Here is a 13,808-nt window from a genome sequence, read left to right as displayed (position 1 = left end):
GGGGAACGTACTCGGGGGTTCGGAAACAGGCTCGGAACTTGTCGTTTAACCCCATCAAGGAGTGACGTAGTCGCCCCAGCCAAAAGTGGCGACGTAAGCCCGTCGAACGGCTTCTCCGCCGCGTCCGCCCCTGATACGGATGACGGTCAGCGCGAGGATGAACCAGGCGGTGAAGCAGCCCGCGGTGATCAAAGTCCAGCCAGGGCGGAGAAACTGGCAATGACGACCAGGGCAATGATCGTGATGACCAGTCCTATGTGGCCGCCGCCGATATCCGTGCCGGACCTGCCGCCGCGTGTCATAAGAGTCCCCCGCCAAGAGCACGCCGTTCTAGTCAGAGCAGACTACGGGGCTCTGCCAACGGTGTCAGTGCTGCTTGTGCGACGGGGTTTGGTGCCCTTCTTGTGGTGGGCGGGTGGGGTGTGCGCCTCGCCGGTCGCGAGGACTCTGCCCACGTCATGACGGGTGGCTGGGCGGCGGTTCTTCGAACCCGGTGGCCGGCCGGGTCCGGGACGAGACGGTTTCGGCGCACCGGGCGGAGAGCCGGTCTTCGTGCACAGGTTCCTGAACCCCCTGCGAACACGGGAGGGTGTAAGCCTGTTCGGCTCGGTCGGCTTCTCCCAGGGGCGCCAGAGGTCGGTGGCCAGTGGCCGGGCGAGCCGGAGCTGGGCATAGGCAGCGATCACCAGCCACGTCCACCTGTCGGCCGCCTCTGAGCTGCGGAGCCGGGGCTTGGTCCACCCAAGTGTCTGCTTGAACAGGCGAAACGTGTGCTCCAAGTCGAAACGACGGAGGAAGGACTGCCAGCAGCGGTCCACGTCTCCGGCGGTGGCGGAAGTGCCCGACCACCACAGTCAGACCGGCTTGTTCACCCCGCCGCTGGGCAGTTTCTCCACGACCAGGCGGATGACGGTTCCCTCGATGATGGGCAGCGGCCCGTCGTGATCGAGCCAGGCTGCCCGCCGGGTCAGCCGCGGGTGCAGCCGGTCCCACGCCTGCGCGGTCGCCTTCCCGTAGAGGCGGGTGTCGGTGACGGTCACGGCCTGCTCGGTGCCCCAGGTGGCGGGGGTGCCGAAGACGAACTCATCGCCGTGCTTGGGCGGTCAGCCGCCCTTGGGGTCATAGACCCGCGGCGGTGTCGGCTGCCGCATGACGCGGCCGGAACGCAGGCGGCCGAGGATCTCGACGGGCAGGTCGCTCAGCAGGTGAGCGATGCGGGGTGCGTCGTATCCGGCGTCCAGCACGACCAGGACCTCGGGATGCTACCGCACCAAGGTCATCGACCACGGTGCCCGCCTCGGCATCGACGTCGAAGTCACCCACCGTGACCCTGCCCAGAAGGGCTTCAAGGTGATTCCGCGGCGCTGGGTCGTCGAGCGGACCTTCGGCTGGCTTATGCACCACCGCCGCCTCGCCCGCGACTACGAGGCCCATCCCCACCGCTCCGAAGCCATGATCAAGGTGGCGATGATCGACCTCATAAGCCGCCGGCTCACTCGCGAATCGACCCCGAACTGGCGCGACGCATGACCACCGCGCAGGGCATCATCACGAGTTCGCCGACCCCTGCCGCAACACGCTGAATCGCTGATCGACCAGATCAACACACTCATGCAGACCCGGCGTCGGCAGACCAACACGCTCACGCATCACAGCAATGGCCTGCACATTCCGCCCGGCCGAAACGAGGCGGTCCACCTCCGCCTGCACCTCGACAGAGAGTCGGTCCCACAGAGCATTCCCCATACCCGCATTGAACCTCACGGGCGGCCACTCGAAAGCGATCGTGTCCCTTGAACCGCCGCCTTACCAAACAGCCCTGGCAGGACAAAACGCCCTTTTATGACGGCGCGTTCCGATACCTGCTGAGAGCGTCCAACCGCAGGTCGGAGTTCGCTGTCAAAGGCAGGCGACTCGTTGGTGTCCTCAGCGAGGATCACATGCGGGAGATGTTCGACGACTTGGTTGAAGCGCAGTTCTGGCTCCGATCGCTCGCCTCCGTTTGCGGGCAACGTCAAGCCGGCCGACTCAGCCAAGCTGCAGACGAACTCGACGCGGCTGTTCATGGCATCGCATGGTCTGAGCCAGCGACCACGTCCACGGCAAAGCTCGACCTGCAGAAGACCATCCGGGTCGTCGGAGAAGCGCCCGTGAAGATCTGGGCGGTCTTCTGTCTCAGCTCACAAGCGGGGCCATCTGACGCTTGCTCTCCCGTGATCTGGCCTTCCTCACGGATGCGTCACCCAACGGGGTGAAGTGCAGAGAACCTTCCACAGATGAAACCTGTCTGCGACCTGCGTGGCGTCGGGACCACGCGCTCGCCAGTCTCCACGTCCATCAGGATTCTCCCGTAGACGCGCCCAGGACCCGCGGGGCCGTGGCGAGCTTCTTGTCCGGGAGCTTGCCCAGCAGCCTGAGCAGCGAGTTCGCGATGTTTGGGATCGACAGGTGCGCGGCCAGCCGGGCCGTGGGGCGCGAGCCTCTCCAGCGACCGGCGCGAGCCCCTCCTATTAATCTTCGTCATCGATGGGTTCAGGTTCACGGGTGTAGGCGAGATCGAGGACGTAGCGTTCTGTGACCGGGCAGTTGCTCCAGGCTTCGGTGAGCTGGTCTTCGGGGGAGTCGTCGGTGAGTTGGCCGAGGGTGGTGTCGTAGTAGTCGGCCGCTGCCTGGCGGCCCTGCCACCAGGCGTGGCCTTCGTAGATGCCAGGGCGGGGCAGAGTGATCTCGGCGGCGGGGCCGCGGTCGAGTTGGCCGACGACCAGGATGCCTGTCTCGGACTCGAGACTGACGTCGGTGTGGCCTTCAGCCTCGGCGGGCGGCGTCGGCGGTGTATCCCAGATGCGGATCGCCACCTGGACTTTCATGTCCGGTTGCAGGCTGAGGAGGTACAGGTGGTAGCCGTTGCCGGCTACCACCTGTACCTCTGCGGCATCCAGGGCTGCTTCGTCGCCGAGGTAGGCGTCAGCGTCGTAGACCTCCAGCACGCGGCGGCCGGGGGTGGCGGTGACGTTGTGCTCGGCCAGAAGCGCCATGGTGCGTGGTGCCTTCCTGCTAGTTGGTGATCTTCACGTAGAAGGGGTCGCCGTCCAGGACGCGGTTGAGGGTGTACGTCTCGTTGAGGCGCTCTCCGCCCTTGCGGTTGTCCTTACCGTCGATCAGCCGGACGGAGAAGCGATTGTCGCCCTTGGTGGAGCCTTCCTTGGTGGAAGCGAAGGGGTACTCGTCGCACTCCAGGCCGCTGCCGGCGTAGTCCCCCCAGACCTTCTTGCATTCGCTGATGGACTTCTTCCGATTCTTTTCGATACTGCCCGGATCGACGACTCGGCGCAGGGGTTCCTTCGATCCGGGGATGCTCTTGCCGGGCCAGGAGGGGAAGGTGCGCTCGGGGCGGTTCAGGGCGTCGTAGATGTGCAGGGCGCTTTCGTTGACTGCTGGGTCTTTCTGGCTCATCACGAGTTCCACCCGGGCCTTGGTGAAGACGGTGCCCTTGTGCTTGCCCGCGATGTTTCCGGCGTAGTAGTAGCGGACGCTTGAGTTGTAGACGTTGCTACCCCCGGTGAAGGGGGCGGAGTTGGGGGAGCTGGCACTCATGTCCATCGCGACGGTCGAGAAGACGCGCTGCTGGTTGCCCCGGTCGAACAGGGCGCCCTTGTCCGGGGAGGTGTAGGTGAGGGTCCAGTGGGGCTTGGTGTCCCACACGCCGAGCAGTTCGTCCCGGTTCATGGTCTGCGGCGCGGTCACCTTGGGGTCCGGGTCGCTGCTGGATGCGTTGATGTTGTGGTGGAAGTGCTGGCCGATCCGCCATTTCTTGGCATCTTCGGTGGGTATCGGCTGGACGCGTATGTTCTCGATGCTGGAGACGTAGTCGACGCGGCGGCTGCCGTCGTAGGCGAAGCCGAGGATCCATTGGTCGAACCAGAGGCGGCCGAGCGTGGTGGTGCCTCTGACGTCACGCAGGACCAGGTCGAACACTGCTGGCGCAGATCCTGTTGGTCGCCGGGAGCGGGGTCGACCGCCGCCTGCCGTGCCACGGACTTCGATCCGTGGGATCGGGCGTATTCGGCGTACTGGATGGGCTGGTCGAGGCCGCGCAGTTCGTCGGCGGGGAGGGAGGCAGCGTCGACGAACACCGTGCCCTTGGGAGCCGGGTCGTTCGTGGTCGAGGTGGCGTGGGTGGCGGTGGTGGTGGCCGCGGTGAGCAGGGTCAGAGCGGCCGTGGTGGCGGTGGCGCGGGCGAGGCGTATGAGTGCGGTGCGTATGTTCACCAGTGGGCTCCTTACGGGCGTGCGGAAGCGGCGGGGCGCTGCGACACCTGATGATCACGAGGCATCGCAGAGGTCTCCCCAGCACGCCTCCAGCAGTGCGCCGGTGTGTCCGGAGTAGCGGGCGGTGAACCCGTCGAAGCGGCGGTCGGTGCGCTGCAGCCCGGGGGTTGAGCTCCTGGAGGTCACGGTCCAGGCGGCGTCGGCGTTGCTGCTGTCGGCCGTGTTCGGGTGAGCCTTCAACGCAGCGGGGGACGCGGGCGGCTCGACAGCGAGGGCGTCGGCGGGGACGTCGAAGGCGGCTGCGGCCCGGGCCCGGATGTCGGCGGCCGATACGTCCGCGCCGGCTGCAGCGTCCCCTGATGCCCCACCGAACGGCAGAGCGGCGGCGTTGCAGACCCGTACGGTGACCACGCATTCCGACAGGCCAGGCACGGTGGCCAGGCAGCTGTCGGGGTCGGTCTCCAGGCAGGCTTGCAGAGCCTGCTGGTCCACGCCGTTGAATGTGGCGGGCAGGCCGGCCGCGGCTGCGTCCCGGCCCTGCGTCGGGGCAGCCAGCGCGGCAGCCGGGGAAGCAGCGGCGGCGGCCTGCCGACGCGGCTTGCTCACCGTCCACTGGGTGAACTTGCTGTTGTCGGTCAGCTTGGTGGTGAAGCAGTTCGGTGACTTGTGGCTCGCGCTGCACACGGGGAGTGTGACGGACTTGGCCACATTGCCCATCGCCACCTGCTGCCACACCTTGTTTCCGGTCATGAACTGCATGCGGTTCGCGATCGAGGGGACATTGATGTACTTCGGCCCCATCACCTCAAGGCCAACGTCGATGCGGTTGGTGTTGCCGCCGACAACCTTGAGCTGTTTGGTGGTGGCTCCGACTTTGTTGAAGTCGTAGAGCACGTCCCACTGGTTGCCGCTGTCCTGGCGGACGGTCATATAGGTGTGGTCGCGCTTGTCAGGCTTGGTCGGGTTGACCCCGACCTTGATGGCTGTCGTGCGACCACCGCTGGTGGTCAGCTCCGACCAGCGCGGCCCGTAGGTGTGGGTCGTCTTCCCCGTCTTCTCCGCGTACAGGCCGATCTCGATGTTGGGCGCCAGCGGACTGCTCGACGTATTCGGGCTGACACGCAGGTAGTTGGCCACCTGCACGGTCGCCGACCCTGTGTCGACCTGATCATAAGCGATCGGTATGTTGCGCCGGGTGGCGAAGCCGCCGATCATCGGCTCGCTCGGCTGACTGCATGTCATCGCCCAAAAGGTGATTGGGGCGTTGTAGAGGCCGGCGCAGGCTTCCTTGGGTGCGGCGGCACTCGCCGACGGGGCGGTGCCGAGAACGGTGAGTGCAGTGACCCCGGCGCACGTCGAGGCCAAGAATCTCGCGCGCAAACTGCGACAAGGTTCCCCCTAGGAACGATCAAGAGTGGTCACAGGGGAACCCACCGCCACACCTTTCCCAACCTGTCCGTTAATAAGATGAGTTGACTCGATCTCGATGCGTGATCCATGTTCACGCCGTCACAGTGAATGCACAGGCCCGGATAGCTTCTACCCACGCCACGTCAGCACCTTCTAGAACGCGCCACACACGCCGCCCGGGACGTCCGCGATCGCCTGCGCACACGTGCGCCCTGACGCTGGCGTGGTCGCATCTCTGGATGCGCTTAGCGCGTAGCCGACAGATTCAGCCGCACCTGCGGTTTGTCCGGTAACAATGCGGTGAGTGGTGTCGTGAACGACGGTACTTCTTGCTGGTACGCGAACGATGGCCTCCCCGCGGTGCGGGAGCCGCTCGCGGGGTAGGCAGCCACGCACGGACGCAGGATCTGGTCCATCGATGTACGGCGTCTGCGGTGATTCCCCGGGTACCGCGGTCGCGGTGACGTGAGCCAGAGCAGCACGACCTGACGTGCGGAGGCGGGGAGAGGGGCTGTCCGGGGGACAGGCGGGGGACAGAAGGGCAAGGAAAGGGAGGGAAAGACAGGGAACAAATCCCTCCTGACTGGCCTCAACAGTACCGGCGGACATACGAAGGATCACGAGCCTTCAGCGACCCTCGCTCAGTGCCCCAGCTGCCGCAGCACCGACCCCGATCTCCCCTTCACCACCTCCAACTGCGCGTGAATCCGCCGCCGCAGATCGGCCACATGACTCACGATGCCGACACTGCGGTCCCGCTCGCGCAGTGCGTCGAGCACGTCCAGCACCTCGTCCAGGGTCTGGTCGTCGAGGCTGCCGAAGCCCTCGTCGATGAAGAGGGTGTCCAGCCGCACCCCGCCCGCCTCGTCGGTGACGACGTCCGCGAGGCCGAGGGCGAGGGCGAGCGAGGCGAAGAACGTCTCGCCGCCCGACAGCGTCGACGTGTCCCGCTCCCGCCCGGTCCAGGCGTCGACGACATGCAGCCCGAGGCCGCTGCGCCCGCGCCCGGACCGGTCGTCGGAGTGGACGAGGGTGTAGCGGCCGGACGACATCCGCTGCAGCCGTACGGTCGCGGCGGCCGCCACCTGCTCCAGGCGGGCCGCGAGGACGTACGACTCCAGCCGCATCCGGCGTTCGTTCTCTGCGGAGGTGCCGGCGGCGAGCGCGGCCAGCCGGGCCACCCGGTCGTACTCCTCGCGCAGCGGCGCCAGCCGTCGTACCCCGGCGGCGGCCCGTGCGGAGAGCCGGTCGAGTTCGGCACAGCGGCGGGTGGCGGCATCGCAGGCGGAGGCGGCGTCGCGCACCCGCTGTTCGGCGGCCGCAGCGGCCTCCTCGGCGGCGGCGAGGTCGGCGGGCGGCCGCTGGGCGGCGGCCGCGGTGTCGGCCTCGGCGAGGACGGCCCGTACGGCGGCTTCCTCGGCCTGCCGGGCGTCCAGCCGTCGTTGCAGCTCACGGTGGGCGGCGGCGTCCAGCAAGGCGGCGGCCGCGGCCTGCGGTGTGTCGAAACCGGCACGGAAGGCGGCGTCGGCGAGGCGGGCGTCGGCGTCCTTGAGGCGCTGGGCGGTGTCCTCGGCGTGCCGCGCGGACTCTGCCGCCTCGGTGAGCCGCGCGACCCGGTCTTCAAGCTCGGCGGCCCGCGCGGCCACGCTGCCGGAGGAGCCCCGCGCCTGCGCCAACTCCCCTTCCAGGGAGGTCCTCTCCCGGTCCAGGGCCTCACGGCGGGCCAGCCGGGACGCCGCCCTGAGCTCGGCCTCCCGGCGCGCGGCGGTCCTGCGCTCGTGCTCCTGCTCGGCCCGGCGCAGCTCCTCGCGCGCGGCATGCAGCCCGGACGCCTGCCGCCGCGCCTGCGCGTGCAGCCGCTCCAACTCACCTTCTTCTTCGACCAGTTGGCCGGTCGGAGTGTCGCCCGCCTCGGCGGTCGCGGCGGCCAGCGCCTCTCGTACGACGCCCAGACGGCGCTCGTTCTCGGCGTGCGCCTCCTCCGCGCGCTGGTAGGCGGCGAGTGCACGCTCCTCGGCCTCCCGGTCGACGTGTCCGGCGACCTTCCGCGCGGGGGCCGGGTGTTCGGTGGCGCCGCAGACGGCACAGGGTTCGCCGTCCTGGAGCCCTGCGGCCAGTTCGGCGGCGATGCCGTTCAGGCGCTGTTCCTTCAGGTCGAGCCAGTGCGCACGTGCCTGGAGCGCGCGCTCGCCCGAGGCGAGGGCCTGCTTCTGGGCCTGCTCGGTGTCCCCGGCCAGCTGGTCGCGCATCCGCGCGGCGCCGAGCCTCTTCTGCACCGGCTCACGGCGCACGGCGAGTTGCTCTGCCTGGGAGGCGGCTTCCTGGGCGGCGTCGATGCGGTCCTGGAGCCCGGCCCGGGTCGCCTCCCATCCGGCGAGCCAGACCTCGGCCTCGTGCAGCACCTCCTCGTCCGCGCGCTCCTGCCGGTCCAGGTCGGCGCGCTCCGCGCGGACGTCGGCCAGCCGCCGCTCGGCCCGGCGGGCGGAGTCCAGCCCGCCCAGCTCCTCGGCGGTCCGGCGCGCGGCGGCCGCGAGCCCGGCCGCGCCCGCCTCGGCGAAGCTCGCCGGCAGCGCGGCACGCGCGCGTACCTCCGCCCCGGCCGCCGCACGGTGCTCGGCCTCGGCCGACTCCCGCAGCTCCAGCGCGGGCGCGACCGCCTCGGCCTTCCGGGCCCGGTCCATGCGCTGCCGGTCCGCCCGATGGGCGTCGCCGCCCTCCTCCAGCAGCCGGGCCCGATCCTGCGCGTCCGCGAACCGCCGCCGCAGCCGGGCCACTTCGCGTACGTCGTCCAGGACGCGGTCGGCCGCAGCCTGGGCGGACTCGGCGGCAGCAAGGCGGCAGCGGGCGACCGTCAGCTGTTCCCGCGCGGTGCTCCGGGCGACGGCGGCGGCGGTCAGCACGGCCTCGGCCAGCCCCGGATCACCGGGCGCCAGCTCGGGCAACTCCATCGCGCTGCCCGCCGCCTGCTGCATGCGATGGGCGTCGGCCAGCAGCTCCGCGTCCCCGTCGCGCACGCCCGCCTCGGTGGCGCGGCGGCGCTCGGCGAGCCGTTTCTCGACCTCCGCGAACCGGTGGGTGTCGAACAGGCGGCCCAGCAGTCGGCCACGCGCCTCGGCGTCGGCGCGCAGAAAGCGGGCGAATTCGCCCTGCGGCAGCAGGACGACCTGGCAGAACTGCTCCCGGCTCATGCCGAGCAGTTGCGTGATCTCCTCGCCGATCTCCTGGTGGGAGCGGCTGAGGTCCTTCCACGAGCCGGCGTCGTACTCGCGCAGCCACGTCTGCGCCTTGTCGAGGGTGGTGCCCGTGCCGCGCTTCTTGGGGCGTTCCCAGGGCGGCTGGCGCGTGATCTCCAACCGGCGTCCGGCGACGGTCAGTTCGAGCGTGACGGAGGTGCGCGCGCCGGATGCGGCGTGGTCGCTGCGCAGGGCGGTGCCCTGGCCGTTCTGCCGGGCGCCCGGTACGGAGCCGTAGAGGGCGTAGCACACGGCGTCCAGGACGGACGTCTTGCCCGCGCCGGTCGGTCCGTGCAGCAGGAAGAGTCCCGCGGCGGACAGCTCGTCGAAGTCGACGCTCTGGCAGCCGCCGAAGGGACCGAAGGCGGTGATGTCGAGCCGGTGCAGCCTCACCGGGCCACCTCCCGCAGGGTCTGGTCCGCGCGCACGGCGTCGAACGCGTCCCTCAGCACGGCCTGTTCGTGCTCGTCGGGCCCGGCTCCGCGCACGTGTGCCACGAAGTCCTCGGCGATCTCCTGGTCGCTGCGGTCCGCGAGACGGCTGGCGTACGACACCTCGGGCTCGTCAGGGGCCCGCTCGGGGGCGAAGACGAGGCTGAGGGTGTGCGGGAAGCGTTCGATGAAGCGGGCCATGGGATCGGCCGGGCGGACCGGGTCGGTGAGGGTCGCCTCGACCCACGCCTCCTCGTGCCGAGCGAGCGCGGGATCGGCGAGCAGTTCCTCCAGCGGCCCCCGGATCCGGGCCAGCGGCCGCGGCACGGGGCAGTCGACGCGCTCGGCGGTGACGGCCCCGTCGGCGTCGAGGTCGACGAGCCACATGCTCTTGCGGTGCCCGGCCTCCGAGAAGGAGTACGCGAGTGGGGACCCCGAGTACCGCACGCGCTCGGTGATGGTCTGACAGCCGTGCAGATGCCCGAGCGCCACATAGTCCACGCCGTCGAAGACACCGGACGGCACTGCCGCCACCCCGCCGACGGTGATGTCGCGCTCGCTGTCGCTGGCCTCGCCGCCGGTGACGAAGGCGTGCGCGAGGACGACGGACCGGGTGCCACGCGCGCGTGCCGCGAGGTCGGCCCGCACCCGCTCCATGGCGGCGGCGAGCACCGCCTCATGACCGGCCTTCTCCACCCCGAACTCGTCCTTCACCAGGGCGGGTTCCAGATACGGCAGCCCGTAGAACGCCACGTCACCGAACGCGTCCTGCAGCACCACCGGTGTGCCGCACGCCGACGGCTCGGTGCGCAGATGGATGCCCGCCCGCCCGATCAGCCCGGCGCCGACCCCGAGACGGCGGGCCGAGTCGTGGTTCCCGGAGATCATCACCGTCGGCACACCGAGGTCGGCGAGCCGGTGCAGGGCGTCGTCGAACAGCTCCACCGCGGCCAGCGGCGGCACCGCCCGGTCGTACACATCCCCCGACACGACCACCGCGTCGACATCGCGCTCGCGCACGATCGTGACGAGGTGGCCGATGAACTCGGCCTGGGCGCCGAGCATGCTCACCCGGTGGAACGCCCGGCCGAGATGCCAGTCGGAAGTGTGCAGCAGTCTCATGATCCCCGAGACTAACGGCCGGGTCTGACACCACGGGCGGTTACTCCTGTATCGCCCCGTCATGACCGGCTCAGAGCATGTCCATTACGGGCATTTGACCCCGTTTACTGTAGAAAATCCCCCGAACTAGGCGTCCCCGTACGCCTCGCCACCCAACTGGAACCCCGCCGCCCCCGCGGTGACGTTCGCGAGCCATGCCCGAAACGCCTCCACGTCGGCGTCCGGCAGCCCGATCTCGATCGTGACCGCCTCCCCGTAGCGCACGTCCCGCACCTCGCGCCCGGTGGCCCGCAGATCGTTCTGGACCTTGCCCGCGCGCTGGTGGTCGACGGTCACCGTGGCCAGCCGGAAGCGGCGCCGGGTGAGGGTGCCGAGGGCGTCGAGGGCCTCGCCGACCGCTCCGCCGTACGCGCGGATGAGCCCGCCCGCGCCGAGCTTGACCCCGCCGTAGTAGCGGGTGACGACGGCGACGACGTACCGCATGTCGCGGCGCAGCAGCATCTGGAGCATGGGGACTCCGGCGGTGCCGCCCGGTTCGCCGTCGTCGCTCGCCTTCTGGATCGCGGCGTCGGCGCCGATGACGTACGCCCAGCAGTTGTGCGTGGCGTCGGCGTGCTCCTTGCGCACGGCGGCGATGAAGGCCTGGGCCTCCTGCTCAGTGGCGGCCGGGGCGAGGGCGCACAGGAAGCGCGAGCGGTTGACCTCGGTTTCGTGCACACCCGCGCGGGCGACCGTGCGGTACTCGTCCTGCATCCGGCCAGCCTAATCCGTAGTCAATGACGTCCCGATGGAGCAGCAGCTCCTCGTGATGTTCGAGCACTGGGCGGCGACTCCTCCGGCCAGCCGGGTCTCCTGAGATCTCCGCATAGAGCGGCGCGCGGTCCCAGTGCTCGGTGTGGTGACGGTTGCGTGGACGCCGGGCGGACGCCTACTGAGGTCCCCGGCCATGATGCCTCGACCCAGAGCGAGCGCTGTTCGGCGTCTTCGTGGCCGCCACCACACCGCAGGGGTGTTGGCGCCCGCTGGCGCCGGACGGACATCTGAAGCCTGCACGGTCCGCGAGACCCAAGCTGAGACCTGATGCCGCCCGGCACCGCCGAACGTCAACACCCGCCACTTGATCACTCGTTGGCGTTGGTGGTGCGAGCCCGCCGCACGGTGACCCCTTGATACGCCCGAGCCGTTCGAGCTCCCGCTCAGACCGGGGCCCGTGGGGTGCGCTGGTGCCACGAACCGCTAGTGAGGTGTCGGCCCGACCCTGCTGCGGTCGAGGCCTGGGATTAGGTCACTCGCGTGGCCCACATGCGCTCGTGACCAGCGCAAACACCCAGCGCATAGGGGAGGGAACACTTTGATCTACTGCGGAATCGACTGGGCGGAACGTACCCACGACGTCGCCCTGGTCGACGACACCGGCACGTTGGTGGCCAAGCGGCACATCACCGACGACGTGGCCGGCTACAAGGTCCTGTTCGAGCTGCTCGCCGAGTACGGCGACACCGAGGAGAACCCGATCCCGGTGGCTATCGAGACATCCCGCGGCCTGCTCGTTGCCATGCTGCGGACCGGGACGCGGAAGGTGTTCGCGATCAACCCGATGGCGGCCGCCCGCTACCGTGACCGCCACTCCGTCTCGCGCAAGAGGGCCGACCCCGGCGACGCCCTCGTCCTGGCGAACATCCTGCGCACCGACATGCATGCCCACCGGCCCCTGCCGGGCGACAGCGACCTCGGTCGTGCCATCGCCGTCCTGGCCCGCGCCCAGCAGTACGCTCTGTGGAACCGGCAGCAGATCGCCAACCAGCTCCGCTCCCTGCTGCGCGAGTACTACCCGGCCGCCCTGGAAGCCTTCGCCGTCTGGGCCAACGGCCTGTGCCGCCCCGAGGCCCGTGAACTCCTCAAGGCCGCCCCGACCCCATCACGAGCCGCACGGCTGACCCGGACACAGCTCCAGGCCGCGCTCAAGCGGGCCGGCCGCAAGCGCGGTATCGAAGCGGAGATCGAACGTCTCCGCGACGTCTTCCGCGCTGAGTGGGTCCACCAGCCGCCGCTGATCGAGGACGCACTCGGCAAGCAGATGCTCGCCCTCCTCATCATGGAAGCCGCTTGCACCGCCGCCGACCAGCTCGCTGAGGCGGTGGAGGAGGCATTCCCTCAGCACTCGGACGCCGAGATCTTGCTGAGCTTCCCCGGGCTCGGCACCCAACTCGCCGCCCGGATCCTGGCTGAGATCGGGGACGACCGCACCCGCTTCGCGGACGCCGCGGCCTGAAGGCATACGCCGGCTCCTCTCCGATCACCAGGGCCTCCGGGAAGAAGTCGTCTATCACCCGCCGATGGGTGAAGAACGACCGGCTAAACCACGCCGGCTACCTCTGGGCCTTCGCCGCCCTTCGCCACTCACCCGGAGCCGACGCTCACTACCGGCGCCGCCGCGAGATCGGTGACTGGCATGCCGCCGCCCAGCGCAACCTCTTCAACCGCATGATCGGCCAGCTCTACCACTGCCTCCAGCACCGCCAGCTGTTCGACGAGCACACTGGGTTCCCCGCCGAGCTCGCCGAAGCGGCGTGATGACTCTTACAGATCCGCCGGGTGATCGGCGCTCTTAACTCGCCAGATCCTGCTGAGTTCGGCAAGCATTTGCCTGGCTGCCTGGCTGCCTGGCGGCCGTCAGGACGCGAGGCCGGCACCCTCGGGCCAGCCAGATCGACGCCGGTAAGCGAGCGGGCCGGGACCGCGGCCCAGTCGCCTCGGTGCACCACCGTGACGTGACCCTCCACACGGGCTCGTTCGTCCTGCCAGTCATCGGGCGGGGCCATGAGGATCCGCAGGGCCTCTTCGTCGACCCACTCCAGCTCCAAGACCTGGCGCCCATTCTCGTGTTCGATGAGCGATCGAGTCTCACCGGTCTCGAGATGCAAGAGCAGCAGTTCCCCTTCGAAGAAGTAGCCGCCGTCGTATCGGCCGGTGCCCACTGCCAGCAGTGGGAGCGCGGGGTGGAAGGCCATCGCATGAACAGGGAAGCGCGAGTGAACGAGGAGGCGGCAGCCCAGATCAGACGTTCCATAGACCGCTACTGGGGCCGGGACGCCATATACGCTCCTGCCCGCCACGGCCAGCAGATCACGCCGCTCGTCCCGCACAGCCAGGACGGGTTCGTCCACCGCAGAGAATGGATGAGGGTTGGATGCGGACACACTCATGATCTTCGCAGGCCAGGAGGGAGCTGGGAAGCGTCTTGTTGCGGGGACGTGGATGAGAACCAGGAACAAGACGCCGACTCAACATTCGGACGCGACGCCCGCCCCACTTGACGGCATAGCAACGTGAGGTGTCTATGC

8 protein-coding genes and 3 pseudogenes are annotated in these 13,808 nt (G+C 69.3%); 3 read left to right on the top strand and 8 right to left on the bottom strand.

Annotated elements, in window-relative coordinates:
- Positions 1-344: 344 nt before the first annotated feature.
- Positions 345-1,259 (bottom strand): annotated as a pseudogene (locus tag SSP24_RS44250) (transposase); the annotation flags it as partial.
- 1 nt (position 1,260) lies between these two features.
- On the opposite strand from SSP24_RS44250, the pseudogene SSP24_RS23645 reads away from it, so the two are divergent.
- A pseudogene (locus tag SSP24_RS23645) lies at positions 1,261-1,530 on the top strand (transposase); the annotation flags it as partial.
- A 230-nt stretch (positions 1,531-1,760) separates the two neighbouring features.
- Here the strand turns inward: SSP24_RS23645 and SSP24_RS23640 are convergent.
- The 7 genes from SSP24_RS23640 to SSP24_RS23610 form a co-directional block, all read right to left on the bottom strand.
- Positions 1,761-2,066 (bottom strand): hypothetical protein, encoded by a 306-nt coding sequence (locus SSP24_RS23640; RefSeq protein ID WP_141311689.1) that lies wholly within the window; start codon positions 2,064-2,066, stop codon positions 1,761-1,763.
- A gap of 444 nt (positions 2,067-2,510) precedes the next feature.
- Entirely contained in the window at positions 2,511-3,035 is a 525-nt protein-coding gene (locus SSP24_RS23635) for a hypothetical protein (protein ID WP_141311688.1), read from the bottom strand.
- Between the two features lie 19 nt (positions 3,036-3,054).
- Complete coding sequence (locus SSP24_RS23630; protein ID WP_229866273.1) at positions 3,055-3,975, bottom strand: NucA/NucB deoxyribonuclease domain-containing protein; 921 nt, start codon at positions 3,973-3,975, stop codon at positions 3,055-3,057.
- Between the two features lie 347 nt (positions 3,976-4,322).
- The gene (locus tag SSP24_RS23625; protein ID WP_229866283.1) at positions 4,323-5,510 is read right to left on the bottom strand and encodes a hypothetical protein; all 1,188 of its coding nucleotides are present in this window, start codon (positions 5,508-5,510) and stop codon (positions 4,323-4,325) included.
- An 809-nt stretch (positions 5,511-6,319) separates the two neighbouring features.
- Positions 6,320-9,304 carry an AAA family ATPase gene (locus SSP24_RS23620; protein WP_141311687.1) on the bottom strand — a complete coding sequence of 995 codons (2,985 nt, stop codon included), beginning with the start codon at positions 9,302-9,304 and terminating at the stop codon, positions 6,320-6,322.
- Positions 9,301-10,464, bottom strand: a complete 1,164-nt coding sequence (locus SSP24_RS23615) for an exonuclease SbcCD subunit D (RefSeq protein ID WP_141311686.1) — start codon at positions 10,462-10,464, stop codon at positions 9,301-9,303. The genes SSP24_RS23620 and SSP24_RS23615 overlap by 4 nt, the downstream gene beginning before the upstream one ends.
- 126 nt (positions 10,465-10,590) lie before the next feature.
- Positions 10,591-11,217, bottom strand: coding sequence for a YigZ family protein (locus SSP24_RS23610; RefSeq protein ID WP_141311685.1), 627 nt, complete (start codon positions 11,215-11,217; stop codon positions 10,591-10,593).
- A gap of 598 nt (positions 11,218-11,815) precedes the next feature.
- On the opposite strand from SSP24_RS23610, the pseudogene SSP24_RS23605 reads away from it, so the two are divergent.
- Both SSP24_RS23605 and SSP24_RS23600 read left to right on the top strand, forming a co-directional pair.
- Positions 11,816-13,038 (top strand): annotated as a pseudogene (locus SSP24_RS23605) (IS110 family RNA-guided transposase).
- A 197-nt stretch (positions 13,039-13,235) separates the two neighbouring features.
- Positions 13,236-13,781, top strand: coding sequence for a hypothetical protein (locus tag SSP24_RS23600; RefSeq protein WP_141311684.1), 546 nt, complete (start codon positions 13,236-13,238; stop codon positions 13,779-13,781).
- Positions 13,782-13,808: the final 27 nt, after the last annotated feature.

The organism is Streptomyces spinoverrucosus, assembly GCF_006539505.1.
Lineage (GTDB): Bacteria > Actinomycetota > Actinomycetes > Streptomycetales > Streptomycetaceae > Streptomyces > Streptomyces spinoverrucosus.
The sequence above is the reverse complement of the archived record's forward strand: the minus strand, read 5'-3'. Positions and strand labels throughout refer to the sequence as shown.